Origin of the sequence: Bordetella flabilis, from assembly GCF_001676725.1 — a bacterium.
GTDB classification, from domain to species: domain Bacteria; phylum Pseudomonadota; class Gammaproteobacteria; order Burkholderiales; family Burkholderiaceae_B; genus Bordetella_C; species Bordetella_C flabilis.
Window position 1 is genome coordinate 4,020,453 of sequence record NZ_CP016172.1, and the last position, 26,042, is coordinate 4,046,494.

The 26,042-nt window shown below is 66.6% G+C and carries 25 protein-coding genes; 5 read left to right on the top strand and 20 right to left on the bottom strand.

From position 1 onward, the window contains the following. The first annotated feature begins 49 nt into the window (after positions 1-49). The 3 genes from BAU07_RS17675 (at position 50) to lon (ending at position 3,372) form a co-directional block, all read left to right on the top strand. Complete coding sequence (locus BAU07_RS17675; RefSeq protein ID WP_066660203.1) at positions 50-247, top strand: hypothetical protein; 198 nt, start codon at positions 50-52, stop codon at positions 245-247. A 279-nt stretch (positions 248-526) separates the two neighbouring features. Beyond that, on the top strand, positions 527-934 hold the full coding sequence (locus tag BAU07_RS17680; RefSeq protein WP_066660206.1) for an Hsp20/alpha crystallin family protein: 408 nt from the start codon (positions 527-529) through the stop codon (positions 932-934). Between the two features lie 116 nt (positions 935-1,050). Then, a complete protein-coding gene (gene lon, locus BAU07_RS17685) occupies positions 1,051-3,372 on the top strand; it encodes an endopeptidase La (protein ID WP_232338354.1) in 2,322 nt (773 codons plus the stop codon). A gap of 82 nt (positions 3,373-3,454) precedes the next feature. On the opposite strand, the gene BAU07_RS17690 is transcribed toward lon, so the two are convergent. After that, entirely contained in the window at positions 3,455-4,216 is a 762-nt protein-coding gene (locus tag BAU07_RS17690) for an ABC transporter permease (RefSeq protein WP_066660212.1), read from the bottom strand. After that, on the bottom strand, positions 4,213-5,139 hold the full coding sequence (locus BAU07_RS17695) for an ABC transporter ATP-binding protein (RefSeq protein ID WP_066660215.1): 927 nt from the start codon (positions 5,137-5,139) through the stop codon (positions 4,213-4,215). Before BAU07_RS17695 ends, BAU07_RS17690 begins: the two co-directional genes overlap by 4 nt. Positions 5,140-5,302: 163 nt before the next feature. Here BAU07_RS17695 and queF point away from each other — a divergent pair, with 163 nt between their 5' ends. Continuing rightward, entirely contained in the window at positions 5,303-6,127 is an 825-nt protein-coding gene (queF, locus tag BAU07_RS17700; protein WP_066660218.1) for an NADPH-dependent 7-cyano-7-deazaguanine reductase QueF, read from the top strand. A 50-nt stretch (positions 6,128-6,177) separates the two neighbouring features. On the opposite strand, the gene pgsA is transcribed toward queF, so the two are convergent. The 10 genes from pgsA to BAU07_RS17750 form a co-directional block, all read right to left on the bottom strand. After that, positions 6,178-6,750, bottom strand: a complete 573-nt coding sequence (gene pgsA / locus BAU07_RS17705) for a CDP-diacylglycerol--glycerol-3-phosphate 3-phosphatidyltransferase (protein ID WP_066660221.1) — start codon at positions 6,748-6,750, stop codon at positions 6,178-6,180. A gap of 122 nt (positions 6,751-6,872) precedes the next feature. Beyond that, positions 6,873-8,696, bottom strand: coding sequence for an excinuclease ABC subunit UvrC (uvrC, locus tag BAU07_RS17710; protein WP_066660226.1), 1,824 nt, complete (start codon positions 8,694-8,696; stop codon positions 6,873-6,875). Next, positions 8,659-9,714: a beta-N-acetylhexosaminidase gene (gene nagZ, locus BAU07_RS17715; protein WP_066660231.1), complete on the bottom strand. Its 1,056-nt coding sequence runs from the start codon at positions 9,712-9,714 to the stop codon at positions 8,659-8,661. The genes uvrC and nagZ overlap by 38 nt, the downstream gene beginning before the upstream one ends. Before the next feature lie 42 nt (positions 9,715-9,756). Further along, positions 9,757-10,200 carry a holo-ACP synthase gene (gene acpS, locus BAU07_RS17720; RefSeq protein WP_066660235.1) on the bottom strand — a complete coding sequence of 148 codons (444 nt, stop codon included), beginning with the start codon at positions 10,198-10,200 and terminating at the stop codon, positions 9,757-9,759. 112 nt (positions 10,201-10,312) lie between these two features. Beyond that, positions 10,313-11,041, bottom strand: coding sequence for a pyridoxine 5'-phosphate synthase (locus BAU07_RS17725; protein ID WP_066660238.1), 729 nt, complete (start codon positions 11,039-11,041; stop codon positions 10,313-10,315). Between the two features lie 91 nt (positions 11,042-11,132). Beyond that, positions 11,133-12,044: a winged helix-turn-helix domain-containing protein gene (locus BAU07_RS27580; protein WP_232338157.1), complete on the bottom strand. Its 912-nt coding sequence runs from the start codon at positions 12,042-12,044 to the stop codon at positions 11,133-11,135. Between the two features lie 143 nt (positions 12,045-12,187). Continuing rightward, positions 12,188-13,342 (bottom strand): patatin-like phospholipase family protein, encoded by a 1,155-nt coding sequence (locus BAU07_RS17735; protein ID WP_066660241.1) that lies wholly within the window; start codon positions 13,340-13,342, stop codon positions 12,188-12,190. Between the two features lie 3 nt (positions 13,343-13,345). After that, complete coding sequence (locus tag BAU07_RS17740) at positions 13,346-14,140, bottom strand: ABC transporter ATP-binding protein (protein WP_066660244.1); 795 nt, start codon at positions 14,138-14,140, stop codon at positions 13,346-13,348. 1 nt (position 14,141) lies between these two features. Then, on the bottom strand, positions 14,142-15,029 hold the full coding sequence (locus BAU07_RS17745; protein ID WP_066660247.1) for an ABC transporter permease: 888 nt from the start codon (positions 15,027-15,029) through the stop codon (positions 14,142-14,144). Between the two features lie 18 nt (positions 15,030-15,047). Next, positions 15,048-16,040, bottom strand: coding sequence for an ABC transporter substrate-binding protein (locus BAU07_RS17750; protein WP_084025844.1), 993 nt, complete (start codon positions 16,038-16,040; stop codon positions 15,048-15,050). A gap of 277 nt (positions 16,041-16,317) precedes the next feature. On the opposite strand from BAU07_RS17750, the gene BAU07_RS17755 reads away from it, so the two are divergent. After that, entirely contained in the window at positions 16,318-17,274 is a 957-nt protein-coding gene (locus BAU07_RS17755; protein WP_066660250.1) for an aldo/keto reductase, read from the top strand. A gap of 47 nt (positions 17,275-17,321) precedes the next feature. Here BAU07_RS17755 and BAU07_RS17760 read toward each other — a convergent pair whose 3' ends face one another. From BAU07_RS17760 to BAU07_RS17800, 8 genes are all read right to left on the bottom strand, one after another. Beyond that, the gene (locus tag BAU07_RS17760) at positions 17,322-18,296 is read right to left on the bottom strand and encodes a Bug family tripartite tricarboxylate transporter substrate binding protein (RefSeq protein ID WP_066660253.1); all 975 of its coding nucleotides are present in this window, start codon (positions 18,294-18,296) and stop codon (positions 17,322-17,324) included. A 197-nt stretch (positions 18,297-18,493) separates the two neighbouring features. Next, positions 18,494-20,035: a malonate--CoA ligase gene (locus BAU07_RS17765; RefSeq protein WP_066660256.1), complete on the bottom strand. Its 1,542-nt coding sequence runs from the start codon at positions 20,033-20,035 to the stop codon at positions 18,494-18,496. A gap of 5 nt (positions 20,036-20,040) precedes the next feature. Further along, positions 20,041-20,862: an enoyl-CoA hydratase/isomerase family protein gene (locus BAU07_RS17770; RefSeq protein ID WP_066660259.1), complete on the bottom strand. Its 822-nt coding sequence runs from the start codon at positions 20,860-20,862 to the stop codon at positions 20,041-20,043. A 255-nt stretch (positions 20,863-21,117) separates the two neighbouring features. Then, complete coding sequence (locus BAU07_RS17780) at positions 21,118-22,455, bottom strand: malonyl-CoA decarboxylase domain-containing protein (RefSeq protein ID WP_066660264.1); 1,338 nt, start codon at positions 22,453-22,455, stop codon at positions 21,118-21,120. Beyond that, on the bottom strand, positions 22,406-23,272 hold the full coding sequence (locus BAU07_RS17785) for a GntR family transcriptional regulator (protein WP_084025845.1): 867 nt from the start codon (positions 23,270-23,272) through the stop codon (positions 22,406-22,408). The genes BAU07_RS17780 and BAU07_RS17785 overlap by 50 nt, the downstream gene beginning before the upstream one ends. A gap of 253 nt (positions 23,273-23,525) precedes the next feature. Beyond that, positions 23,526-24,296 (bottom strand): class I SAM-dependent methyltransferase, encoded by a 771-nt coding sequence (locus BAU07_RS17790; protein WP_066660268.1) that lies wholly within the window; start codon positions 24,294-24,296, stop codon positions 23,526-23,528. Between the two features lie 4 nt (positions 24,297-24,300). Then, a complete protein-coding gene (locus BAU07_RS17795) occupies positions 24,301-25,482 on the bottom strand; it encodes an acetyl-CoA C-acyltransferase family protein (protein WP_066660271.1) in 1,182 nt (393 codons plus the stop codon). Positions 25,483-25,581: 99 nt separating this feature from the next. After that, positions 25,582-25,956 carry a tautomerase family protein gene (locus tag BAU07_RS17800; protein ID WP_066660274.1) on the bottom strand — a complete coding sequence of 125 codons (375 nt, stop codon included), beginning with the start codon at positions 25,954-25,956 and terminating at the stop codon, positions 25,582-25,584. Between the last annotated feature and the right edge of the window lie 86 nt (positions 25,957-26,042).

Sequence of the window (26,042 nt, forward strand, 5' to 3'; positions counted from 1 at the left end):
TTCCTATTCTATATAATGGCGTCCATCATATTTCGAGGGTGACGCCACCATGTGGGGGTCTTACAAATTCTGGTTCGTTTGGCGCGCGCCACTGGTCCTGGTAGTGCTTACCGTCTTCGGCCTGCTGGCCGCTCTCCTTGGCACCGAGGTCTGGCATTGGGCCTCGTGGGCGGCCCTGGCCGTGCCGCTCGTCGTTATCGTGTATTACACGCTGCGCCCCTCGCGCGCCCGCAGACCCGGCGCGTGAAACGGGGGTTTCCCCGCCGCTCACCGGTTTCTCCGCTGCGCACGGCCTGAAGCGCGAAGCCGCGCACGCTCCCTCATTCGACTGCCGCCGCGCCGCGGCAAGCACGCCTCGTCTCTCCTCCCCACGGCGCGGGCCACGGTCGCCGCGATCGCCGCCGTTGCCGCAGGTCAGCAGCGGTACGCAAAATGCTGCCCCGACCCCCGCGCGTCCATTCCCCGGCCGCTGCCCTTGAAACGCTACCGGGCGTCGCCATGTAGTCCGCATACCGAAGGCAACACCATGAGATCACGCGACTTGACATCCTGGATGTGGGGTGACGCCCTGTCCATGCTCGAACAGGCCGACCGCCTGCATCGGCAGTTCTTCCGTGCCTGTGCCGCCGACCCGCACTGCTGGGAGCCACCCATCGACGTCGTTGAAACGGCGGAGGCCATCATCGTGTACGTGGCACTGCCGGGCGTCCCCGCATCGGCCATCACCGTCACGTTCCAGACGGACGGCATCACCGTCGCCGGCCTGCGGCGCCTGCCCGCGGCCCGCGCGGCGCACATCCACCGCGTCGAAATTCCCTATGGGCGCTTCGAACGCAGAATCGTCCTTCCGCTCGCCTCTCTCGAACCGAACACGCCCGAGATGTCCGACGGCTGCCTCGTATTGACGCTTAGCAAAAGAAAGGAAACGCCATGAAGCTTTGGCCCACGATGCAAGTGCGGTCCGGCGACGATCTGCCCCGCGCCAGCGGCGGCACCGCGCCTGCGGGCGACCAGACCGAACGCGCCACCAAGCCCCTGCCGCAGGACGCGATGATTCTCGTCCCCCTGCGCGACGCCGTGCTTTTCCCCGGCGTTCTCTCTCCCGTCACCGTGCGGCGCCCGGGCTCCGTGAGCGCCGCGCAGGAAGCCGTCAAAAGCGAATTGCCGGTTGGCTTCCTGCTTCAGCGCGACGCTTCCAAGACCGAGGTCGGGCCGTCCGACCTCTACTGGGTCGGCACGCAGGGCCCCATCGTCCGCTACATCACCGGCCAGGACGACTCTCACCACATCGTGGTGCAAGGCCAGTCCCGCTTCCGCGTACTGGAATTCCTGGAAGGCTGGCCCTACATGGTCGCGCGCGTGGCCATGGTGGAACAAGCCGAAAACACCGATCCGCAGATCGAGGCGCGCTTCCTGCAGTTGAAGGAGCAGGCCGTCGCCGCCATCGGCCTGTTGCCGCACGTGCCGGATGAACTGGCCGCCGTGGTGCAAGGGATCTCCTCGCCCGGGGTCCTGTCGGACATGGTCGCCAACCTCATCGATGTAAAGCCCGCGGAAAAGCAGGACATCCTGGAGACCTTCGACCTCGCGCGGCGCCTGGACAAGGTGATCGAGCTGCTGTCGGCGCGCGTCAACGTGCTGAAGCTCAGCCGCGAAATCGGCGAAAAGACCCGTGCGCAGTTCGATGAACGCCAACGCGAACACGTCCTGCGCGAGCAACTGCGGCAGATCCAGAAAGAGCTGGGCGAAGGCGACGATACCGCGGCCGAGATCGAGGAACTGAAGAACGCCATCGAGAACGCCGGCATGCCGGAGGAAGTGCTGGGCAACGCACGCAAGGAGCTGAAGCGCCTGCAGCGCATGAGCGAAGGCGGCGGCGAGTACGCGATGCTCCGCACTTACCTGGAATGGCTTACGGAGTTGCCCTGGAAGCAGGAACCGCAACCGCCCATCGACATCGCGCAAGCGCGGCAGATCCTGGACGAAGACCACTTCGGCCTGGAAAAGATCAAGCGGCGCATCCTCGAATACCTGGCCGTGCGCAAGCTCAATCCCCAGGGCAAGAGCCCGGTGCTGTGCTTTTCCGGGCCTCCGGGCGTCGGCAAGACCTCGCTCGGGCAGTCCATCGCACGGGCGACCGGGCGGGCCTTCCAGCGCGTGGCGCTGGGCGGTGTGCATGACGAAGCGGAAATCCGTGGCCACCGCCGCACCTACCTGGGCGCCTTGCCCGGCAACATCATCCAGGCCATGCGGCGCGCCGGAACCAACAACGTCGTGATGATGCTCGACGAGATCGACAAACTGGGTGCTGGCGGCTTCCACGGCGATCCCGGCAGCGCGCTGCTGGAAGTGCTGGATCCCGAACAGAACCACAAATTCCGGGACAACTACCTGGGCGTGGATTTCGATCTGTCGCGCGTGATGTTCATCTGCACGGCCAATGTGCTGGATACCATCCCCGGGCCGCTGCGCGACCGTATGGAGATCATCCAGCTTCCCGGCTACACCGAGGAAGAAAAAATCCAGATCGCGCGCCGCTACCTGGTAAAGCGCCAGTTGGAGGCGAACGGCCTGCGCCCCGAGCAGGCCAGCATCAGCGATGCGGCGCTGGCCGCCATCGTGCGCGACTACACCCGTGAGGCCGGCGTACGCAACCTGGAGCGGGAAGTCGGCTCCATCCTGCGACACGCGGCCATGCAGATCGCCGAAGGCAAGTCCGAGAACGTCGACGTGGAAGTGGACGACCTGGCGGAGTCCCTGGGCCCGCGGCGCTTCGAGAACGAGGTCGCCTTGCGCACCAGCGTCCCGGGTGTCGCCACGGGGCTGGCCTGGACGCCGGTGGGCGGCGATATCCTTTTCATCGAGGCGAGCAAGGTGCCAGGCAGCGGCAGGCTGATCCTGACCGGCCAACTGGGCGATGTCATGAAGGAATCGGCCCAGGCGGCGCTGACGCTGGCCAAGACCTGGAGCGGCGACCCGCTGGACAAAGTGGACATCCACGTCCACGTACCGGCGGGCGCGACGCCCAAGGACGGGCCCAGCGCGGGCGTGGCCATGTTCGTCGCCCTGGCGTCGCTGCTGAAGGGAACGCCGGTGCGATCGGAGGTCGCCATGACCGGCGAGGTCAGCTTGCGGGGGCTGGTGCTGCCGATCGGCGGCGTGAAGGAGAAGACCCTGGCGGCGCTGCGCGCCGGCATTACGACCGTGATGCTGCCGCGCCGCAACGAAAAGGACCTGGACGACGTCCCGAAGGAGGCGCGGGACAAGCTCAGGGTCGTACTGCTGGATCGGGTCGAGGACGCGCTGAAGGTGGCCCTGGCGACCGAAAAAGTCCCGGAACAGGCCGACGCGACCATCGAAACGCTGCATTGAGGGGAGGCGGGTATCGTCCCCGCTACGGACGATACCCGCCGACGGCGCTGCGGCCGCTGCCGCGATGCCCGTACTCAGGGACTCATGTCTTCAGGCGATAGCCTGTCCGGAATATCCGGCGGACCGCGGCCATGCATACCACCAGGAACAGCAGCGTCATGCCCAGGCTCACCGCCACGCTGACGTCGGCCACGCCATAGAAGCTCCAGCGGAAACCGCTGACCAGGTAGACCACGGGATTGAACAGCGTCACCGCCCGCCAGAAATCGGGCAGCATGTTGATGGAATAGAAGCTGCCGCCCAGGAAGGTCAGTGGGGTGACGACCATCAAGGGGATCACCTGCAGTTTCTCGAAGCCGTCGGCCCAGATGCCGATGATGAAGCCGAACAGGCTGAAGGTCACTGATGTCAGCACCAGGAAGCCCACCATCCACAGCGGATGCGCGATGCCGAACGGCACGAACAGGCGGGCCGTGACCAGCATGATGATGCCCAGGATGATGGACTTGGACGCGGCGGCGCCTACATAGCCAATGACGATCTCCACATAGGAGATGGGCGCGGAATGGATCTCGTAGATCGTGCCGGTGAACCGCGGCATATAGATGCCGAACGACGCGTTCGAGATGCTTTGCGTCAGCAGGGCCAGCATGATCATGCCCGGCACGATGAAGGCGCCGTAGCTGACCCCGTCGATATTGACCATGTGCGAGCCTATCGCCGACCCGAAGACCACGAAGTACAGGGCCGTGGAAATGACCGGCGAAGCCACGCTTTGCATGAGGGTGCGCCACATGCGGTGCATTTCGAACAGATAGATGGCGCGGATGGCGTAGATGTTCATGATCGGGCGCTTACCAGACTGACGAAGATTTCTTCCAGGGAGCTTTCGGAGGATCGCAGGTCGACGAATTCGATGCCCGCCTCGTCCAGCCGGCGCAGCAGCGTGGCAATGTCCGATCCGCCCTCCTGGTTATCGTAGGTGTAGACCAGTTCGTGCCCGGCGCCCGCCAGTTCCAGCTGATAGCCGGCCAATGAGGGCGGCAGCACCGGCAAGGCCGCCTTCAAGGTCAGCGTAAGCTGGCGCTTGCCCAGCTTTTTCATCAGTGCGTCCTTTTCCTCGACGAGGATGATCTCGCCCTGGCGGATCACCCCCACCCGGTCAGCCATTTCCTGGGCTTCCTCGATGTAGTGCGTCGTCAGGATGATGGTGACGCCCTGGTCGCGCAGGCGGCGCACCATTTCCCACATGCCCCGTCGCAACTCCACGTCCACGCCCGCCGTCGGCTCGTCCAGGAACAGAATCGTCGGCTCATGGGACAAGGCCTTGGCAATCATGACGCGCCGCTTCATGCCCCCGGACAAGGCCATAATGCGCGAGTCCTTCTTCTCCCACAGCGACAGGTCGCGCAGCACACGCTCGATATGGGCGGGGTTGGCCGGCTTGCCGAACAACCCGCGACTGAAGGTCACTGTGCTCCAGACGCTTTCGAAGGCGTCGGTGGACAGCTCCTGCGGCACCAGTCCTATGCTGGCGCGGGCGGCGCGGTAATCGCGGATGATGTCGTGGCCGTCGGCCAGCACTGTGCCCTGGGATGGGTTCACGATGCCGCAGATGATGCTGATCAGCGTCGTCTTGCCGGCGCCGTTGGGCCCCAGGAGGGCAAAAATCTCGCCGCGACGTATATCGAGATCGACATTCTTCAATGCCTGAAAGCCCGACGCGTACGTCTTGGACAGGCCTCTGACAGAAATAATGGAATCCACACCGGTCTCTCGTGAAGCGCAATGGGGCGATTCTAACCGTCACGGTGCGGCGGCCCGCGCTCGCGCACGCCGACATGAGATATCCACACGCCCGAACAATCCCGGCTGCCACGCGGAAAGCCGGCCTAAAATGACGTTTTGCACTTGTGTACCCGTGCTCGCCATGAGTCTCGCCAACGCGCCCCTCGGGCATGACGTCGCCTACCCCGATCACTATGACGCGACACTGCTGTTTCCGATCGACCGCGCCGCCAACCGCGGCGCATTGGGCATCGCGACACCCTTGCCTTTCACCGGCCAGGATATCTGGAACGCCTACGAGCTGTCGTGGTTGAACGCGCGCGGCAAGCCTCAGGTCGCGCTGGGCCGGTTTACGGTACCCGCCGACAGTCCACGCATCGTGGAGTCGAAGTCGTTCAAGCTCTACCTGAATTCGCTGAACCAGACGCGCCTGCCGGATGCCAGGGCCTATATCGAACGCGTCGTGGCGGATGTCAGCGCTGCCGTGGGCACGCCTGTCGGGCTGGAACTGTTGCCATCCGACCGCTTCGCCGACGCACGCGTCGGCGTGCTCCCCGGCGAAACGCTGGACGATCTGGACATCGACATCGACCGGTACACCCCGGATTCGGCGCTGCTCCGCTGTGCGCCCGATGCCGGCATCGTCGAGGAAACGCTCACCTCCGAACTGCTGAAGTCAAATTGCCCGGTCACCGGGCAGCCCGACTGGGGCGGCGTGCAGATCAGCTATCGGGGACGCAGGATAGACCGGGCCGCCCTGCTGTCCTATATCGTGTCCTTCCGGCAGCACACCGAATTCCACGAACACTGCGTCGAGCGCATGTTCATGGACATCATGGCTGCCTGCGCACCTTCCGCATTATGTGTTTACGCCCGCTATACCCGCCGCGGAGGGCTGGATATCAATCCCTGGCGAGCGACGCCGGGCATGGCCGCGCCGGCCGACATCCGCACCGCCCGCCAGTAGGACGCCGGCGTGGCGGGATGCCGGGACGGCAATTCGCCCGGCAGACAGGCCTACAGGCCCTTCTCGCGTATGGCGGGCCAGGCGCGCTGCAGGTAGTACAGCATGGACCACACGGTCAGCACCGCGGCGATCAGGATGAGGATGCCGCCCAGCACCTGGGTGCTGATGCCGCGCACCGGCTGGTAATACAGCAGGCAGGGAATCGCCACCATCTGCGCCGCCGTCTTGAACTTGCCCAGCCGATGAACGGCCACGCTGGCGCTGGCGCCGATCTTCGCCATCCACTCGCGCAGCGCGGAAATGGTGATCTCGCGACCGATGATGATGAGGGATACGAAGGCATCGACGCGCCCGAGGTCCAGCAGCACGATCAATGCCGCGCAGACCATCAGCTTGTCCGCGACGGGATCCAGGAAGGCGCCGAAGGCCGAAGTCTGGTTCCAACGGCGCGCCAGCCAGCCATCGAACCAGTCGGTCAGCGCGGCGACGACGAAGGCGCCGGCGGCCACCATGTCGCGATTGGATTCCTCGATCCAGCCGGAGGGCAGGTAGAAGAGGCCGACCACCAGCGGAATCATGGCGATGCGCAGCCACGTCAGGATTATGGGAACGTTTATAGGCATGGTGCCCGTATGCTACATCAGCCCCCAACTTTCCGGCTGCCATGATCCCGGCCGAGGGCCTGACGGCCGATGCGCCGGCCGGTCGCGCCGGCCCGGTCGTATCGTTCGCGGGGGCCGCGGCGTCAATGCAGCGCGTCGTAAATGCGCTCGGCCAGTTCCTGTGAAATCCCGTCCACGGAGGCCAGGTCCTCGATGCTGGCGCGCGATACCCCCGAAAAACCGCCGAAACGCGCCAACAGGCGCTGTCGGCGCCGGGCGCCCACGCCCTCGATCTCCTCCAGGCGGGAGACGTTGCGCGCTTTCGCCCGGCGCGCCCGCATGCCGGTGATGGCGAAGCGGTGCGCCTCATCCCGCACCTGGGCGATCAGCATCAGGGCGGCCGATTCGGCGCCCAGCGCCACGGGAGGCCGGCCATCGGCGAATACCAGGGTCTCCAGCCCGACCTTGCGGCCTTCGCCCTTGGCCACGCCGACCAGCACATGCACGTCCAGGCCCAGTTCCGCGAAAACCTGGCGGGCGACTTCGACCTGCCCCTTGCCGCCGTCGATCAGGACGAGCCCGGGCAAAGGCGCTTCGCCATCGGCCACCTTGGCGAAACGGCGCGTCAGTACCTGGCGCATGGCGGCATAGTCATCCCCCGGGGTGATGCCGGCGATGTTGTAGCGCCGGTACAGGGAAGGTTGCATCTCGTGGCGCTCGAACACCACGCACGAGGCCTGGGTCGCCTCGCCGGCCGTATGGCTGATGTCGAAGCATTCGATACGCAGGCTGTCGAGCGCCGCCTCATCGGTCTCCATGTCCAGCACCTCGGCCAGCGCCAGGGTGCGCGCGGCGCGCGCCCCGGATTCGGTCAGCGCCCGCGCCAGCGCCATCTCGGCGTTGCGCGTGGCCTGCTCCAGCCAGGAGCGCCGCACACCTTGGGGCCGCGTCAGCATCCGGCTGCGGCTGCCGGCCTGCTCGGCCAGGAGCGCGAGCAGCTCGCTGTCGGGCAAGGCATGGGAACAGACCAGGGTAGGCGGCAAGGGGTTGTCGGTGTAATGCTGGCCGATGAAGGCTTCCAGCACGTCGGGTGCCGCCTCGCCCTCCGCATGGGCGGGGAAAAAGGGCTTGTCGCCCAGGTGGCGTCCGCCGCGCACCATGGCCAGATTTACGCAGACCCTTCCGCCGGCAATGGCCACGGCGATGATGTCGCAATCCTCGCCGCCCATGTCCTCCATGGTTTGCTGGTGCAGCACGCGCGCCAGCGATCCCATCTGGTCGCGCAGCATGGCGGCGGTCTCGAACTGCAGGGCCTCCGAGGCGCGCAGCATGCGCGCCTCGATATCTTCCATCACTTCCTTGGCCTGGCCGTTCAGGAAACGTCCGGCACGCTCGACATCGTGCGCGTAGTCCTGCGCCGCCACCGCGCCGACACAGGGCGCGGAACAGCGCCCGATCTGGTGCAACAGGCAAGGCCGCGAGCGGTTGGCGAATACCGTGTCCTCACAGGTCCGCAGCCTGAATACTTTCTGCAGGATCTGAATCGTTTCGCGCACGGCCCAGGCATTGGGAAAAGGGCCGAAGAACTGCCCAGGCTTGTTGGTGGATCCGCGGTAGTACGCGATACGCGGCCAATCGTGCGCGGTGATCAGCAGATAGGGATAGGACTTGTCATCGCGAAATAGGATGTTGTAGCGGGGCCGCAGACTCTTGATCAGATTGTTTTCGAGGATCAGCGCCTCGGCTTCCGATCGCGTGACGGTGACCTCCACCTGCGCCACCTTGCCCACCATCTGGGCGATGCGCGGGCTGGTCAGCGTTTTCTGGAAATAGGAAGACACGCGCTTCTTCAGGTCGCGCGCCTTCCCGACATACATCACCTCGCCGTTGGTGTCGATGTGCCGGTACACGCCCGGCAGATGCGGCAGGTCAGCCAGAAACGATTTGAGATTGAAGTCTTCGGGCATGCTGGTAACGGCGGTCTTGCTGCAGGGCTTCCCACCCAAGTGCGGGGAAGCGCGGCATCAGGCGGCGAATACGTTCGATGGATTCGGGGGCGGTTTCGTGGACCAGCCGGGCCAGCAGGTCATCCGCCAGGTCGGGATGATTGCACACCAGGACCATGTCGCAACCCGCTTGCAGCGCGGCCTGGGCCCGGGCATGGATGTCGCCCGCCACCGACGCGCCCTCCATCGTGAGGTCGTCGGAGAACACCACGCCATCGTAGCCCATGCGCTCGCGCAGGATGTCCTGCACCCAGCGGCGCGAGAAGCCGGCTGGCTGGTCGTCCACCTTGGGGTAGATGACGTGTGCCGGCATCACCGAACCCAGGACGTTGTCGCCCAGCCAGCCGTACGGGGCGCCGTCCTCGCGCAGTATCCGTTCCAGCGTCCGCGGATCGACGGGTATCTCCTCGTGCGAATCGGCGCCGACGAAGCCGTGCCCTGGAAAATGCTTGCCGCACGCCGCCATGCCGGCCAGCGCCAGGCCCTGGATGAGGGCACGCGACAACATGGCCACCACACGGGGATCGCGATGGAACGCGCGGTCGCCGATCACCTTGCTGACCCCATAGTCCAGGTCCAGCACCGGCGTAAAGCTCATGTCGACCCCGCAGGCGCGCAGCTCCGCCGCCAGCACGTAGCCCGTCTCCGTGGCCAGCCGCATGGCGCCCAGCGGATCCCTGTTCCAGATCTCGCCCAGGCGCCGCATGGGCGGCAGCGGCGTGAAACCGTCCGTACGGAAGCGCTGCACGCGGCCGCCCTCATGGTCCACGGCGATCAGCAGCGGCTCTTCCCGCACCTTATGGATGCGTGAAGTCAGTTCGCATAGCGTATCCCGGTCCTGGAAGTTGCGTGCGAAGAGGATGACGCCTCCGACCAGCGGATGGCGCAGCCGCTTCTTCTCTTCCTTGGTGAGGACCGGCCCGGCCACATCCACCATGACGGGGCCCGGCGGCAGCGGCTTGTTCTTTTTGCGTGACATCGAAGGGACTCTCATTGAAGGCCGGCCGCGGGGCCGGATAGCTCAGGAAGGATGGCGCTCCACGATGACGTAGGCGGCGGCCATATCGATCTCATCGGTCAGCGACACATGTGCCGCCCCGTAGCGCGCCGTATACCAGGCCAGCAGGGGCTCGGCCAGCACCAGGATGGGCCGCCCGCCGGGGGCGTTGAGCGTCTGTACGCGGCGCCAGCTCATGGGCATGCGCATGCCCAGGCCGATGGCCTTGGAAAACGCTTCCTTGACCGCGAACCGCGTCGCCACGAAACGCACGCCCCGCTGCGGGTCGCGCGCCCGGCGGGCGCGGAACTTGGCCAATTCCTGTTCGCCCAGGATTTTTTCGGCAAAGCGGTCGCCGTGCCGCTGCAAGGCACGCTCGATGCGGTCGATACGGATGAGATCCATCCCGATGCCCGCGATCGCGGCGGGAAGCACGGATGAATCGAGCGAAGAAGGGGGCGTCTGCATGATAGGCAGATGATACGCGACCGGTGATGGGCTTTGCCCTGCCTGCACGGCGCCGTGCCCGGCCCGGCGCTGCCGCAATGGACGCCGCCGGCGGTGAACACCGCTGCGGGGCTCAGACGCTCGCCCGTGCTTGCACCATCAGGGCCTTCATGTCGCGTACCGCCTTCTCCCAGCCGTCGAATACCGCGCGCGCCACGATGGCATGGCCGATATTCAGTTCGGCGATGCCGTCGAGTGCGGCAATGGGCTGTACATTGCCATAATGCAGCCCATGGCCGGCATTGACCTGCAACCCTTGCCGCAGGCCTTCGCCGATCGCCTGGCCCAGGCGTTCCAATTCCACGTCGACGGCCGCGCCATGGGCTTCGGCATAGGCCCCGGTGTGCAGTTCGATAACGCGCGCACCGGTTTCCGCGGCGGCCGCGATCTGGACCGGGTCCGGATCGATGAACAGCGACACCCGGATACCGGCCTCGTGCAATTGCGCCACCGCGTCCGTGACGGCCGCCCGCGCGCCGGCGACGTCCAGCCCCCCTTCGGTCGTCAGCTCCGAGCGCTTCTCCGGCACCAGGCAGACATCGTGCGGCCGCACGCCGCAGGCGATATCCAGCATCTCCCGCGTGACGGCGCATTCCAGGTTCATCCGCGTGCGCAGCAGGGGGCGCAGGCGGTGTACGTCAGCGTCCTGGATATGGCGCCGGTCTTCGCGCAAATGCAGGGTAATGAGGTCGGCGCCGGCGTCCTCGGCGCGCAGCGCGGCTTCGATGGGATCCGGATACTCGGTATGCCGCTGTTGGCGTAGCGTGGCTACGTGATCGATGTTTACGCCCAGGTCTATCATCGCGTTTGTGTGTCGCCTTCGGGTTCCGGCGCACCGCCCCCACCCAGGGCGGCCGGAATCGGAACAAGCCGATATTATCGCGCGGCCGCCGCTACTCTTGCGTAGCGAGATCTCCAACGAAAACATAGCCCATGCCATGGACGGTATGCAGCGGCAGGCGGTCGCCGCTGTCCTGCACCTTCTTGCGCAGGCGGCTGATGGCCACATTGACCGAACGCAGGTTGGTCGCCGTCATGAAGGCACGCATTGCCGCGCGCGACAGTTCCCGCTTGGGGTTGTCCAGCAGGCAGGCGAAGCACGCGCGCTCCGTGCTGGTCAGATGGATCCGCTTTCCGGTCGGCGTCACCAGCACCCAGCCCTGATACAGCACCCGCCAGGGTTGGCCGCGCGGCGCCGGCCGCACCAGGCCGGCCGAGCCCGAGATGGCGGCCGCGCCGGCCACCATGCCGGCTCCCGGCGCCGCGTTCAATGCATAGCCGGCCATCTGGCCTGCGGGAGTGCCGCCCAGGAGCCCCGCGATGTCGGCGGCGCCGACCAGGCCCACGGCGGCGGGCGTGCTGGCGGGCGCACGGGCCAATGCAGACGCCTGCGCAGGCCGCCGGCGCTGCCGCGTTGCCCGGCGCGCCTGGGCCCGCAGCAGAGCGGCCAGCTCCGTGGCCTCGTAGCGCCGGTCCAGGCACATGTGGGCGCCCGCATGCAGCGCGCTAAGGCGGGTCTGCGGCTCCGCGCTGGGCGCCTGGACCAGGATGCCGGCGCCGTACTGCGCACTCAGACGTGGCAACACGGCGTCGACCACCTGGCTCACGGGCGCGCTTTCGCCCACCAGGACCAGGTCGGCATCGCGCACATCCAGCCATTGGAAAAGGCCGGCGGCATCGCGGCAGCCGTGGACATGAAAGCCCAGCCGCGCCAGCAGGCGCACCATGCGATTGCGCGCGTCATCGTCCGGCTCCCATACCGCAAGGGAGAGCGACGCATTTTCTGTGAGGTTGGAGGATTCCATGACATTCCATAAGGTTACGAGGATGATCGATGTGCAGCGAAAGCTACCATCGGCCCCTCTTCGCCTTCCCTCACGGCGCGGTAATTCAGACCATTCCTAGTACCGCGGTCCTCCCCCTGGTTGCCCGCTCGCCAAAGGCGCGGCTACTCCCGGTGGATGTCGTGCGTGACGAAGCGCTGCCCGTCGGCCGGCAAGTCCAGCACACCGGGACGCCGCAGGCTGGCGCGCACGTCGACCAGGCCCGAGGCCCAGTGCTCGCGCATGGCTTCGCTGCCGAATTCGTAGTCCTTGGTATGCCGCTCGTAGTTCTTGGACTCGTAGATCAGGTTGACCACGTTGATCGCCGGAATGATGGCATCGCGGCGGATCTCGGCCAGCTCGGGCGCATTGCGCTGGTGCTCGGGCAGCAGCGCGAGCACGCGCTGCAGATCTTCGCGCAGCTTGATATTGCGCTTCAGATTGTCCGTAACCAGGCGGGTACGACTGGAATACTGGATGTCCTTCTGCCGTTCCGCCACCTCTTCCAAGCTATTGGGCAACGGACCTCGCGCCGGCCAGAGATCGACCTGGAACGCCAGCGTATCGCGCATCGGGCTATTGGAAAGCACGTAATACAGCGGCGTATTGGAAACGATGCCGCCGTCCCAATAGAACTCGCCATCGATCTCCACCGCCGGAAAGCCGGGCGGCAGGGCCCCCGACGCCATGATGTGCTGCGGCGTCAAGCGGGTCTGCGTACTGTCGAAATACGCAAAATTTCCGGTACGCACATTCACGGCGCCGAAGCTCGCGCGCACCGCCCCGTTGTTCAGCAGATCGAAGTCGACGTAGGTGCGCAGGGTTTCGAGCAGCGGCGCGGTGTCGTAGTAACTGGTGGCCGCCAGGCCTTGCTGCAGGTACGGTGGCGGAAAGCGCGGCTTGAAGAAGCCCGGCTGGCCCTGCATGATGGCGCTGGCGGCGGCCAGCCGGCCGTTCATCGATGGCGATCCGAACCCCATCGGTATGCCCTGGAACAGGCCCGCCAGCCAATCGCCCCACGGCCACGCGCCATAACCGTAGGGCCGGCAGATGCTTTCCCAGAAACCGCGCAGGCGTTCCACGCGCTCGTCCACGGGAGAACCGGCGATGATGGCGGCATTGATGGCGCCGATGGAAATGCCCGCCACCCAGTCCGGCCGCAAGCCCTGCTCGTGCAGTCCTTCGTAGACGCCGCCCTGGTACGAGCCCAGGGCGCCACCGCCCTGCAGCACCAGGGCGACCGTCCCATACGCGCACTTGCTCTTGGCGGAACGGCGCATGCGTCAACTCAGCAGCAATGCGTCGTCGGCAAGCTTTTCGCCACGCACGTGCTCGAACATGGCGAGCAAGTCGGTCACCGTCAGGCCTTTGCGCTCGTCCCCCGAGACGTCCAGCACCACCTGGCCCGCGTGCAGCATCACCGTGCGATCGCCGACCTCCAGTGCCTGGCGCATGCTGTGCGTCACCATCAACGTGGTGAGCCGGCTTTCGGCGACGATGCGTGCGGTCAACTGCAGCACGAAATCCGCGGTGCGGGGATCCAGTGCAGCCGTATGCTCGTCCAGCAGGAGCAGGCGCGAGGGACGCAGGGCCGCCATCAGCAGGCTCACCGCCTGCCGTTGTCCGCCGGACAGCAGGCCGATGCGATCGCCCAGCCGTTGCTCCAGGCCCAGGCCCAAGGTCGCCAGGCGCTCGCGAAAGAGCGCGCGCATGGACGCCTTGACCGCCCGTGCCGCGCCACGCGAGGCCCCGCGCGCCTGGGCCAGCGCCATGTTTTCCTCGATGGTCAGGTCTTCGCAGGTGCCCGCCATGGGGTCCTGGAAGACCCGCGCGACATACCCAGCGCGCCGCCAGGACGGTTGCCGCGTCATGTCGTCGCCATCGATGGCGATGCGGCCGCTGTCGACCGGTTGGTCGCCAGAGACTGCATTGAGGAAAGTCGACTTGCCGGCGCCGTTGGAGCCGATCACGGTGACGAACTGGCCGGTGGGGATTTCCAGCGTCAGGCCGCGCAAGGCCCGCGTCTCGATGGGCGTGCCGGGATTGAAAGTAATGTGGAGATCCTGTGCGCTCAGCATGTCAGCCCCCCTGCCCCGCACGGCGGCGCCGCAGCCGCGGAATGACCAGCGCGATCGTCACCAGCACGGCGGTCACCAGGTTCAGGTCCTGCGCCTGCAGGCCAATGAAATCGCTGTTCAGCGCCAGCGTGACGAAAAAGCGGTAAACCACGGCCCCCAGGATGACTGCCAGCGTGGCCAGTGCGATGCGCCGCGCTGGCAGCAGGCTTTCGCCGACGATGACCGCCGCCAGGCCGATCACGATCGTGCCCAGCCCCATGGAAATATCCGCGCCGCCCTGCGCCTGGGCGAACAGCGCGCCGGCCAGCGCTACCAGCGCGTTCGACAGCGCCATGCCGCCCAGGATCAGGCGCCCCGTATTCACGCCCTGCGCGCGCGCCATGCGGGGATTGGCCCCTGTGGCGCGCAAGGCCAGCCCCAGTTCCGTCGACAGGAACCAATCCAGCAGCAGCTTGCAGATCACCACCACGATCAGCAGCAGCACCGGCCGCGCGACATAGTCGCTAAGCCATGCGGGCTGCAAAACGGTGAACACGGTCGCTTCGGTAATCAAGGGAACATTGGGGCGCCCCATGATCCGCAGGTTGACCGAATACAGCGCGATCATGACCAGGATGCTGGCCAGCAGGTCCATGATGCGCAGCTTGACGTTCAGCCATCCGGTGACCAGGCCGGCGCCGGCGCCGGCCACGATGGCGCAACCCGTTGCGGCAAAGGGGCTGAAGCCCGCGGAGATCATCGTGGCGGCCACCGCCGCCCCCAGGGGAAAACTGCCATCGACAGTCAGGTCGGGAAAACGCAGCAGGCGGAAAGAGATCAGGACGCCCAGCGCGACCAGGCTGAAGACCAGCCCGACCTCCAGCGCGCCCAACAATGAGAACAGGGACATCGTCGTGAATCTTTGTTTTTATTTGACGACCTGCGCGGCCGATTTGATGAGCGATTCGGGCAACGTGACGCCTTGCGCCTGCGCCGCCGCCGGATTGACGAACAGCTGTACCTTGTTGACGGTGGCCGACGGAATGGCGCCCGGCTTTTCGCCCTTGAGGATGCGCACCACCACGTCGCCGACCTGGTGGCCCAGCTGGTAGTAGTCCACGCCCTGCGCCGCGATGGCGCCGCGCTTGACGCTGTCGTTATCGGCGGCGATCAACGGGATCTTGGCATCGTTGCCCACCTTGACCAGCGACTCGTACGCCGCCACGACATTGTTGTCGGTGCTGGTGTAGATGACGTCGACCTTGCCGATCAGGCTGCGTGCCGCCGCCGCGACGTCCACGGTGCGTGGAGCCGCTGCTTCGACCAGGCTCATGCCGCTCTTGGGCAGCGCTTCCTGCATCTGCTTGACCACTACCACGGAATTCGCCTCGCCCGGGTTGTACACCACGCCGACGCGCTTGGCGTTGGGAACGATCTTGCGGATCAGCTCGATCTGGCGTTCCAGGTCCAGGGCGTCCGAAATACCGGTGACATTGGTGCCCGAGGCAGCCATCGAAGGAACCAGTTGCGCAGCCACCGGATCGGTCACGGCCGCGTAGACGACGGGAAGGTCCTTGGTGGCGGACACCACCGCCTGCGCCGCCGGGGTGGCGATGGCCACGATGGCATCGGGCCGGTCGCCGACGAACTTGCGGGCGATCTGCGCGGCCGTACCGGTATTGCCCTGCGCACTCTGGTACTGCCACTTCAGGTTCTTGGCGGCATCGTAGCCCTTGGCCTTCAGCTCGTCCTTGATGCCATCACGCACTGCGTCCAGGGCCGGATGTTCGACGATGGCCATGACAGCCACGGATTTCTGCGCGGAAGGGGCGGCATGTGCCGCTCCGCCTGATTGCAGCACGGCGGCCAGCGCGAACGCGGCAACCACGGTAGCCTGCACGGCGGATTGTTTTCTTGACATGAGAAGGCTCCTCGACCTCGGATAACGCCAGGGACGGTCGGGCGGACGCGCCCACTGGCCCCGCGCAGGGCCACCCGTCCCGCAAAAGTGCATAGTCTAACTTGGACAACAGGACGATCAGGCGCGGGAAATCCCTGAAGGTCCGTGTTAGTACATCGACTGGCCATTCGACCGATATACTTGGACGAAAGAATCAGACCCACAACAAGAAAAAACTGACCCCTTGAGCGGTGGCCGTCCGGCAAGCAACCCAACCCTCCGTAGAGAGCGACTGACCATGCAACAACGTCAACTGGGCCGATCAGGCCTTTCCGTGCCGCCCCTGGCCTTCGGCGGCAACGTGTTCGGATGGACCGTCGGGGAAACGGACGCCTACTCCCTGCTCGATGCCATGGTCGATGCCGGACTCAATTTCATCGACACCGCGGACGTCTATTCACGGTGGGCGCCCGGCAACCGGGGCGGAGAATCGGAAGTCATCATAGGTCGGTGGCTGGCCCGTTCCGGCAAACGCGACAAGGTCGTCCTGGCCACCAAGGTGGGCATGGAAATGGGCCCCGGCGCGCGCGGCCTGGCGCCTGCCTACATCGCCCGCGCCGTCGAAGATTCCCTGGCGCGGCTGCAGACCGACTATATCGACCTGTACCAGTCGCATCGGGACGACGCCGATACGCCGCTGGCAGATACCCTGGCGGCCTACGGCAAACTGCGCGACCAGGGCAAGATCCGCGCCATCGGCGCCTCCAACTACACCCCCGCGCGCCTGTCCGAAGCCTTGATCATCAGCGAGCGCAACGGGCTGCCGCGCTACGAATCCATACAGCCGGAGTACAACCTGTACGCCCGCGAGCCGTACGAAAGCGGCTTGCAGGCCGTGGTGACGGCCCAGGGCCTGGGCACGATCAACTACTACGCGCTGGCCAGCGGCTTTCTTTCCGGAAAGTACCGCAGCGCCGCCGATGCCGCCAAGAGCGTGCGCGGCAAGAAGATCGTCGATACCTACCTGAACGAACGCGGCCTGCGCATCCTCGCCGCGCTGGACGAAGCCGCGGAGACGACCGGCGCCAGCCATACCCAGGTCGCCCTGGCGTGGACGATGGCGCAGCCCGGCATCACGGCGCCCATCGCCAGCGCGACCTCCCTGGAGCAACTGGACGATCTGGTGAAGGCGGCGTACCTGTCCCTGCCGCCGGACGTGATGCGCAAACTGGACGAGGCCAGTACCTGGCGCTGAAAGCCGGCGGTGCCGGCGCACAGTAGCCCGTGCGCCGGGCGCAGGGGTCAGTCCAGCGTTACCCCCGAATCCTTCACCACCTTGCCCCAGCGCGCCACCTCGTCGTCGACGAACTTGCCGAAGGCCGGGCCGGTCAGGTTGGGCGTGGCCGATCCGTTCGTCGCCCATTGTTCCTTGAGCTTGGGCGTATTCAGCGCCAGCGTGACCTCGCGGATCATGCGGTCGACCGCCGCCTGTGGCGTGCCTGCCGGCGCCCACAGGGCGTACCAGGTGGATACCTGGTAGTTCGGCACGCCGGCCTCGCTCGCCGTCGGCACATCGGGCAAGCTGGGCGAACGCTGGGCCGCCGCCACGGCAAGCGGCTTGATGCTGCCGGCGCGGATGTGCCCCGAAGACGAACCCAGGCCGTCGAACGCCATATCGACCTGCCCGCCGATCAGCGCCGACAGCATGGGACCGGCACCCTGGTACGGCACGTCCACCAGTTTGATGCCGGTCTGCATCGCGAACAGCTCGCCGGCCAGGTGGTGCGTGCTGCCCTTGCCCGCGGTGCCGTAATTGATCTGCCCGGGCCGCTCCTTGGCATACGCGATGAACTCCTGCAATGTCTTGACCGGCAGCTTGGACGCATTGATGACCACGACCTGTGGGGGCTGCGCGACCAGGGCGACGGGCACGAAGTCCTTCTGGATGTCATAGCTGAGCTGCTTGTACAGCGCGGGCGCGACGGCGTGGTGAGCGCCGCCCATGAAGAAGGTATAGCCGTCGGGGCGCGCCTTGGCGGCCACGGCGGCGCCCACCGTGCCCCCTGCCCCGCCCTTGTTGTCGATGACCACGGTCTGGCCCAACTGGCTGCCCAGCTGCTGGGCGAGCGGGCGGGCGAAGGTATCGGTGCCGCCGCCCGCGGGAAAGGGCACGATGATGGTGACGGGGCGCTCCGGCCAGTCGGCGGATGCCGGGGCCGCCAGCGCGCATGCCAGCAATGCGGCGGCGAGCGCCGCGATTCTGCTACGGTAAGTCATGAGTCTTCTCCTCCGGGTGCTGCGCAGGATGGGATATCGCCCATCTGTCGATGCGGCGCGCGATGCGGGCCGCTGTTCTATGTATCCTTACGCACGTCGATACGGGTGGTGGTCTGCGTCCTCCTTGGCGGGCAATGTTCGGCGGCAGGGTGCCTGTGCGGCGGCGATACGCCGGCCCGGCACCCTGCCATGGCGCATCAGAGCGATGCGTAGGTTTCCCTCAATACGTTCTTTTGTACCTTGCCCATGGTGTTGCGCGGCAATTGTTCGGTCACGTGGATACGCTTGGGCACCTTGAAGTTCGCAATGCGCTCCTTGAGCGTGTTTTGGATCGCCGCCGTATCCAGCACGGCGCCCTCGCGCGGCACGACGACCGCGATGACTGCCTCGCCGAAGTCGGGATGCGGCACGCCGATCACGGCGGACTCCGCCACCCCGGGCATGTCGTCGATGACGGACTCGATTTCCTTCGGGTAGACATTGAAACCGCCCGAGATGATGAGATCCTTGCTGCGCCCGACGATGCTCAGGTAATCGACCGGAACCGGATGTCCATTGGCCTCGCCGCCCCAGCGGCCGACGTCGCCCGTCTTGAACCAGCCGTCCTCGGTGAACTCTTCGCGCGTCTTTTCCGGCATGCGCCAGTAGCCGCGGAAGACATTCGGGCCTCGCACCTGGATGTTGCCGATTTCCCCGGGTGGCAATGGCCTGCCTGCATCGCTCACCACGCGAACCTGCACGCCGGGCAGCGGCTTGCCCACCGTGCCGCCGACGCGCGCGCCTTCGACCGGATCGTAGGGGTTGGACGTCAGCATGACGGTTTCGCTCATGCCGTAGCGTTCCAGTATCGTATGGCCGGTGCGGCCCTGGAACTCGGTGAACGTCTCGGTAAGCAGGGGCGCCGAGCCGGAAATGAACAGCCGCATGCGCTCGCACACGCCGCGATCGAAACGGGGATCGGCAAGCAGGCGCACATAGTAGGTGGGCACGCCCATCATGACCGTGGATACGGGCAGGTAATGCAATGCCTGCTCGATGTCCAGCTTGGGCAGCCAGATCATTTTCGCGCCCGCCAGCAAGGCGCCGTGCGAAGCGACGAACAGCCCGTGCACATGGAAAATGGGCAGCATGTGCAGCAGGACATCGTCGGCGCGCCAGCCCCAGTAGCTGTGCAGGACGCGCGCGTTGGAGGCCAGATTCCCGTGCGACAGCATGGCGCCCTTGCTGCGCCCCGTGGTGCCGGACGTATACAGGATGGCGGCGAGGTCATCGGCATCGCGCGCCACGGTCCTGAAGGACTGCGGCATGGCGCCGGCGGCATCGAGCAGCGTGCCGGTCCGGTCGTCATCGAGCGTGAAGAGGTGCGGCACGCCGCTCTTCCGGGCCAGCGTGCGCATCCAGGGCAGGTTGGCGCTGGTACACACCACCACGGCCGGCTCGGCATTGCCGAGGAAATACTCGATTTCCGCTGCCCGGTACGCGGTATTGAGCGGCAGGTAGACCAGGCCGGCACGCAGGGTGGCCAGGTACAGCAGCAAGGCCTCGGGCGACTTCTCCACCTGCACCGCCACGCGGGCATCCTTGGGCAGGTCGAGCGACTTCAGCAGATTGGCCAGGCAGGCGCTGGCCCGGTCGATGTCGTCCCAGCTGTAGCGCAAGGTCGGCGTTTCAATGGCGATCCGGCCTCGATCCTGCGGGAAGCCCGTTTCGAGCACCGCATACAGGTTGGCATTGCTCACTATGTCTAGTCTCCAGTGAAGGTCGGCGCTTCGCCCGCCAGGAAGGCGCGCACGCCCTCCTGATGGTCGCGGCTCTCGGCGTAAGAAAAAAACCGGTCGTATTCGTCTTCCTGCAGCGGTTCGTCGCGCGACAGCCGCTCGGCGATGCGCTTGTTCAAGCGGGCGGCCAGCGGCGCGCCGGCCGCGATGCGACCCACGCAGCGGGCCACTTCGGCGTCCAGCTCCGCTTCGGGCACCACACGCGTGAGCAGGCCCTTGGCGCAGGCTTCGTCGGCCGGCAGGATGCGGCCCTCGAGCAACAGCTCCAAGGCCACTGCGCGCCCGGCGACCTTCAGCACGCCGCGCATTTCATCGGGGGCCATGGGAAACCCCAGGCGGTTGATGGGCGCGCCCAGGCGCGCCGACCGTGTGGCAATGCGCAGGTCGCACTGGCAGGCGATTTCCAGCCCGCCGCCCACGCACACCCCGTCAATACGCGCGACCACCGGATGCGGACATTGCTCGATGGCCCGCAGGGCGGGGGCGATGACGCGGCGGTGGTAGTGAACGACGGACGCCGTGTCGCGGCGCGCCTCGGGAAACTCGCGGATATCGGCGCCCGCGGCGAAATGCCCGCCCTCCCCCGCGACCACGATGCACCGCAAGGAGGCATCCGCCGCCAGTCCGGTAAAGCAGTGTGCCAATTCCTGCCACATCGCCACGGTGATGGCGTTCATCCGGCCAGGATGCGATAGCGCGACATGGGCCACGGCGCCTTCCCGGCGGCACACGACGCGGCCCCCGGCATCCGGGGGGGAGGCATCAGAGAGCGGATCGGCGCGCGTCATGTCGTTGGAATTCCATCCGTCCGCGTGTGCGGGAGGTCGGCGGTGCGAGTCTGGCCGGATTGTCGTTCACCGGCTCCGGTTCGTACAAGATTATTCATCATCCCGGCTTGGCCAAGTTCGCCCGATGGCGGCGAAACGTCAAAACACAAAAACGCCGGCACGCCAAAACGGCGCGAAGGAAGGACGGCAACGGCGAAGGCGGGACGTTGCCCGCCATGTCGGCATACCAGGGCTATCCGCCGCCCAGCCTGGCCATCAGCCCATGCGTGCGATGGCGCGGCTGACGGCGGGCTTGCCGTCGTTCAGGCGGCTGAGGTTGTCGTCCAGCGCATCGAGTTCGTACAGGTAGTTCACCATCAGGCCGGCGGACTGCGCGAGCCCCTTGGATGAACGATCCGCCGCCCAGTTGATACGTTCGATGCGCGCGCCGTTGCCCAGGTGAAAACGCGCGACCGGGTCCAGCGGCGCCCCGGCCTTCATGGACTGCAAATAGGCCGCTGCCAGCTTCATGCCGGCGCGCTGCACCACCTCGCTGCCGGCGCCTGCGGCAGCCTTGCGCAGCCGGGACACCCAACGCCCCCCATCGGGCACACCCCGGCGGGCACGTTCGCGCGACTTGTCGCGCACGATCGCCTCGACCTCTTCCGGCGACAGCTTGCCCAGCCATTCCGCGAAGCCCGGGATGGGCGACAAGGTGGCGAAGGACTTCAGCTTGGGCAGCTCTTCCAGCAGTTGGTCGATTACCCGCTTGAGCAGGAAATTGCCGAAGCTGATGCCCCGCAGGCCAGGCTGCGTGTTGGAAATGGAATAGAAGATCGCCCAGCGCGCCTTGTCCAGGTTCTGGGGCGGCAGACCCGTGTCCAGCAGCGCCTGGACGTTATCGGTCATCTGGGCCGAGAAGGCGACCTCGACGAAGATAAGCGGGGTATCCGGCATCTGCGGGTGGAAGAAGGCATAGCAGCGCCGGTCCTCCGCAACGCGGTGCTTGAGGTCGTCCCAGGACTGGATCTCGTGCACGGCCTCGTACACGATGAGCTTCTCCAGCAGCGATGCGGGTGAATCCCAGGTCAGGCGCCGCAGGTCCAGCAGCCCGACGTCGAACCACGCCGACAACAGGCCTTCCAGGGCCTTGTCCAGCGCCGGCAGCCCCGCCACCTGCTTGCGCCAGCGCAGCATGTCGGCACGCAGTCCGACCAGAAAGCGCAGGCCGTCCGGCTGGTTGTTGAAACGCCGGAACAAGCGCGCGGCGGCTTCCTCCGCCTGCTCCTGCCCAGCGCTGGCGGCGGCCAGCAGGGCCAGCATGGCGCGCCGCGCCTTGCCTTCGGCGGCGGTATAAGCCTGGCACCAGGCATGGGCCAGGCGGTTGGCCGCCACGTCCGTCAGTCGCGGGCCGAACAAAGGGCGCAAGGCCGCTTCGTTGCGGAAGGGCTCTCGCTCCCACAGCCTGCCGAGCCGCGCCATCAGGCCGGCCTCCGCCTCGGGGCCATCGGCCTGCGTATCGGACGCGGGCGAAACGACGAGGTCCTTGGGGGGAACGCCCTTGTCAGGCGAGCGCGCGGCGCGCGCGGGAACGAGTGCTTCGGGGGCGGTCATGGGCTAACTCCTTGGCAGTGGGCAAGGAAGGCGCGTCGGGCGCGCCCACCGGGGTGCGCGTTTTGGCGGACCTCGATTGCGAAGAAACGGGTGCGGAAACAGGCAGGGGAACGGCGGAATCACCGGGCGTGGCCAGCGGCATGCGCGCGACCGGCGCCGCCTGCTCGCCACCGTGCAGCGCGCGCAGCGCGTCGAGCTGGCGCAGCAGATGTACACGGGCCACGGCTTCGGCCCGCTCCGGGTCGTGATCCTTGATGGCGGCGAATATGGCCATATGCTCGGCGCACGAGGCCTCGATGCGCCCGGGCAGGGTCAGGCTCTTGTGGCGGGACAGGCTGAGTACCTTGCGCAGGTTGCCGATGGTGTCCGAGAGCCAGCGGTTGTCGGCCAGGGCCTGGATAGTCTCGTGGATGGCGTAGTTGGCTTCGTAGTACGCGTCCACGCGCCCTGCCGCGGCGTGCCCCTGCAAGGTCTCGTGCATGGCGCGCAGGCGACGGATATCCTGCGCTCGCGCCTTGCGTGCGGCCTCGAAAGCGCAACGGCCTTCCAGCATGGCCATCAAGGGGAAGATGTCGTCCAGGTCGCGCATGGACAATTCATTGACGAAACACCCGCGGCGCGGCTCCAGCCGCACCAGCCCTTCGCTGGCCAGCAGCTTCAAGGCTTCGCGCAGCGGAGTGCGCGATATGCCCAGTTGCGCGGCCACGGCCAGTTCGTCTATCCACTCCCCCGCGGCCAGGGCGCGCGTGCGGATCATTTCGCGCAGCCGCTCGGCGGCCTCCAGGTACAGGGCCTGGCGCACGATGGGCAGAGGCATCGCAGGGGCGTTCATCGTCGTGCTCACTCGCAAGGCAGTCGCCACGGCGGCGGCTTGAGGGCAACGCGGGCGGCCCCGTAACCCTGGCGCCGCCCGCACTGCACGCAGCTTGCATGCCGCGGCCGGGTTCCCGGGCAATGTGCCCGCGTAATTCATAATTACGGACAAATGATCTTACTCCCCCTGCCGGGTGGCGCAACCTATCTTTTGGCGGAGGGCCGATGAACCGCCGCGGGTCCTTCCGCGTGCGGCCTCAGTAAACCAGCCGGCCGCCGCTGGATTGTCCGATCAGGGCTCGCGCCCACCGGCGCGCGGGCAGCCCGTAAACGGATTCCACCGTCGCCGCGCGGTCCAGCAACGCAGTCACGGGAACATCGATGGGCGGGCCGGAGAACGCCAGGACGATGCGGTTGCCCGCGTCGATCTCGGGGAGCAGGGCCAGCCTGCCGTCGAAGGCCGCGGACAGGTTGTCGATATTGCGCGGAAAACTGGCATGCTCGCCGAACAGGTTCACCGCCAGGACACCGGTATCGCCAAGGACGCGGCGGCAGTCCCGGTAGAAGCGCACCGAATCGCGTACCGGCCCGCGCGCCTGCGCGTCGTAGAGGTCCACCATCAGGATGGGACACCGCCCCGCGTTGCGCGGTTCGGCCACCCATGCGCCGGCATCGCCATGTTCCACGACCAGGCGCGGCGGCCCCGGCAAGCGGAAGAAGGCATGGCAAATTGCCGTGACGCTGGGATTCCACTCCACCGCCACAGCCGGCACCGACGTGTGCTTCACGCAGAAGCGCGCCAGCGAACCGGCGCCCAGGCCCAGCAGGCCGATGGCACCGTCCCGGGGTGGCTCCATGAACAGCAGCCAGGCCATCATCTGGCCGGTGTACTCGAGCACCAGCTCGGCCGGATCCGCGATGCGCATGGCGCCCTGGATCCAGGGACTGTCGAAATGGAGATAGCGCACGCCGTCCGATTCCGACAGCGTGGGAACATCCTGGTCGGACGGCGTGGCGCGTGGCGGCATGGACTCAGAGTCGCTCGAAAATGGCGGCAATCCCCTGCCCGCCGCCGATGCACATCGTCACCAGGGCGTAGCGGCCCTTGGTCCGCTGCAATTCGTACAGCGCCTTGACGGTGATGATTGCGCCGGTCGCGCCGATCGGATGGCCCAGCGCGATGCCGCTGCCGTTCGGGTTGACCCTGGCCGGATCCAGGCCCAGTTGCCGCGTCACCGCGCACGCCTGCGCGGCGAAGGCCTCGTTGGCTTCGACGACATCGAGCTGGTCGATCGTCAGGCCGGCTTTCTTCAGCGCCGCCTGGGTCGCCGGCACGGGGCCGATGCCCATATAGGCCGGATCCACGCCCGCGTGGCCATAGGCCACCAGACGTGCCAGCGGCGTGACGCCGCGTTTGCCGGCGGCTTCGCCGCTCATCAGCACCACCGCGGCCGCGCCGTCGTTGATGCCGCTGGCATTGCCCGCGGTGACCGTGCCATTGTCCTTCTGGAATACCGGTTTGAGCTTGCCGAGCGCCTGGGGATCCACGTCGCGGCGGACATGCTCGTCGACCTCGAAGCGGACTTCTCCCTTGCGGGTCTTGATGACCACGGGAACGATCTGTTCCTTGAAGTATCCGGCGTCGATCGCGGCGGCGGCCCGGCGGTGCGATTCCACCGCCAGCGCGTCCTGGTCCGCGCGGCTGATCTCGTAGCGGGACGCCACATTCTCGGCCGTGATGCCCATATGGACACGGTCGAAAGGATCGGTCAGCGCGCCCACCATCATGTCCGACATCGTCGTATCGCCCATGCGTGCGCCCCAGCGCTGCGCAGGCGAGATATAAGGCCCGCGGCTCATGTTTTCAGCGCCCGCGCCCACCGCGATTTCGGCATCGCCCAACATGATGGTCTGGGCGGCCGACACGATGGCCTGCAGCCCCGAGCCGCACAGGCGGTTGACGTTGAATGCGGGCGTTTCCTTGCCGATGCCGGCATTCAGCGCCGCCACGCGGGAGAGGTACATGTCGCGCGTTTCGGTGTTGATGACATGGCCCACCGCGACGTGGCCGACCTCGGCCCCGTCGACGCCGGCACGGGCCAGCGCTTCCCGCATCGCGGTGCTGCCCAGATCGATGGGCGGCACATCCTTCAGCGCGCCGCCGAAGGTGCCCACCGCGGTGCGGGCGCCGGACGCAATGATGACTTCTTTCATGACGGGTCTCCTGTAAAAACCGGCACGCAGCGCAAGGCAGCGCGGCGGCCGGCAATGCACCGATAGGGAAGCCCGGCGGACCGGGTCCTGCGAACGGGCCTACCGGCCCATGGCCTTCGCGCTCACGCCGTTGGCCATGCCCATGTCGGTGTTGGGCACATCGTCCAGCAGCACGCGTACGTCCTCGCCCGACACGCCCAGGGCCTCGATGGCGGCCCGGTTCAGGGCCGCGTAGAGCGCATCCTTCTGCGCTTCGCTGCGGCCCGCGATGAGATGGACATGAAACACCACGGATTGCCTGCCCACTTCGCCGGCGACGATGATGTGTTCCGGAAGCACTTCATGCAGCATGATGCGCACGCTCCGCAACGGGGCACCCAGGCTTTCGACGACGGCCTGGGAAGCGGTTTCAAGCAGCGCGGTCTTTTTGTCGGCCGGCCAGCCGGTCACGACGTGTACATGAAGAATGGGCATGGGGATTCCGGGGCATATCGGGAAGGGACGGACGCCGTCCGTGGACGGCGTCCCGCGTGACGCCGGGCGTCATTGATATGGTAATC

What these genes read in the sequence shown, in the direction of transcription:
- BAU07_RS17750 (WP_084025844.1), bottom strand. Translation starts at nt 16,040, where the DNA reads ATGTCAAGAAAACAATCCGCCGTGCAGGCTACCGTGGTTGCCGCGTTC.
- BAU07_RS17785 (WP_084025845.1), bottom strand. Translation starts at nt 23,272, where the DNA reads ATGCCTCTGCCCATCGTGCGCCAGGCCCTGTACCTGGAGGCCGCCGAG.
- BAU07_RS17740 (WP_066660244.1), bottom strand. Translation starts at nt 14,140, where the DNA reads ATGCTGAGCGCACAGGATCTCCACATTACTTTCAATCCCGGCACGCCC.
- uvrC (WP_066660226.1), bottom strand. Translation starts at nt 8,696, where the DNA reads ATGCCCGAAGACTTCAATCTCAAATCGTTTCTGGCTGACCTGCCGCAT.
- BAU07_RS17725 (WP_066660238.1), bottom strand. Translation starts at nt 11,041, where the DNA reads ATGATAGACCTGGGCGTAAACATCGATCACGTAGCCACGCTACGCCAA.
- acpS (WP_066660235.1), bottom strand. Translation starts at nt 10,200, where the DNA reads ATGCAGACGCCCCCTTCTTCGCTCGATTCATCCGTGCTTCCCGCCGCG.
- BAU07_RS17735 (WP_066660241.1), bottom strand. Translation starts at nt 13,342, where the DNA reads ATGCGCCGTTCCGCCAAGAGCAAGTGCGCGTATGGGACGGTCGCCCTG.
- BAU07_RS17675 (WP_066660203.1), top strand. Translation starts at nt 50, where the DNA reads ATGTGGGGGTCTTACAAATTCTGGTTCGTTTGGCGCGCGCCACTGGTC.
- BAU07_RS27580 (WP_232338157.1), bottom strand. Translation starts at nt 12,044, where the DNA reads ATGGAATCCTCCAACCTCACAGAAAATGCGTCGCTCTCCCTTGCGGTA.
- BAU07_RS17800 (WP_066660274.1), bottom strand. Translation starts at nt 25,956, where the DNA reads ATGCCCATTCTTCATGTACACGTCGTGACCGGCTGGCCGGCCGACAAA.
- BAU07_RS17690 (WP_066660212.1), bottom strand. Translation starts at nt 4,216, where the DNA reads ATGAACATCTACGCCATCCGCGCCATCTATCTGTTCGAAATGCACCGC.
- BAU07_RS17760 (WP_066660253.1), bottom strand. Translation starts at nt 18,296, where the DNA reads ATGACTTACCGTAGCAGAATCGCGGCGCTCGCCGCCGCATTGCTGGCA.
- pgsA (WP_066660221.1), bottom strand. Translation starts at nt 6,750, where the DNA reads ATGCCTATAAACGTTCCCATAATCCTGACGTGGCTGCGCATCGCCATG.
- BAU07_RS17780 (WP_066660264.1), bottom strand. Translation starts at nt 22,455, where the DNA reads ATGACCGCCCCCGAAGCACTCGTTCCCGCGCGCGCCGCGCGCTCGCCT.
- BAU07_RS17770 (WP_066660259.1), bottom strand. Translation starts at nt 20,862, where the DNA reads ATGACGCGCGCCGATCCGCTCTCTGATGCCTCCCCCCCGGATGCCGGG.
- queF (WP_066660218.1), top strand. Translation starts at nt 5,303, where the DNA reads ATGAGTCTCGCCAACGCGCCCCTCGGGCATGACGTCGCCTACCCCGAT.
- BAU07_RS17745 (WP_066660247.1), bottom strand. Translation starts at nt 15,029, where the DNA reads ATGTCCCTGTTCTCATTGTTGGGCGCGCTGGAGGTCGGGCTGGTCTTC.
- BAU07_RS17790 (WP_066660268.1), bottom strand. Translation starts at nt 24,296, where the DNA reads ATGCCGCCACGCGCCACGCCGTCCGACCAGGATGTTCCCACGCTGTCG.
- nagZ (WP_066660231.1), bottom strand. Translation starts at nt 9,714, where the DNA reads ATGTCACGCAAAAAGAACAAGCCGCTGCCGCCGGGCCCCGTCATGGTG.
- BAU07_RS17755 (WP_066660250.1), top strand. Translation starts at nt 16,318, where the DNA reads ATGCAACAACGTCAACTGGGCCGATCAGGCCTTTCCGTGCCGCCCCTG.
- BAU07_RS17680 (WP_066660206.1), top strand. Translation starts at nt 527, where the DNA reads ATGAGATCACGCGACTTGACATCCTGGATGTGGGGTGACGCCCTGTCC.
- lon (WP_232338354.1), top strand. Translation starts at nt 1,051, where the DNA reads ATGATTCTCGTCCCCCTGCGCGACGCCGTGCTTTTCCCCGGCGTTCTC.
- BAU07_RS17795 (WP_066660271.1), bottom strand. Translation starts at nt 25,482, where the DNA reads ATGAAAGAAGTCATCATTGCGTCCGGCGCCCGCACCGCGGTGGGCACC.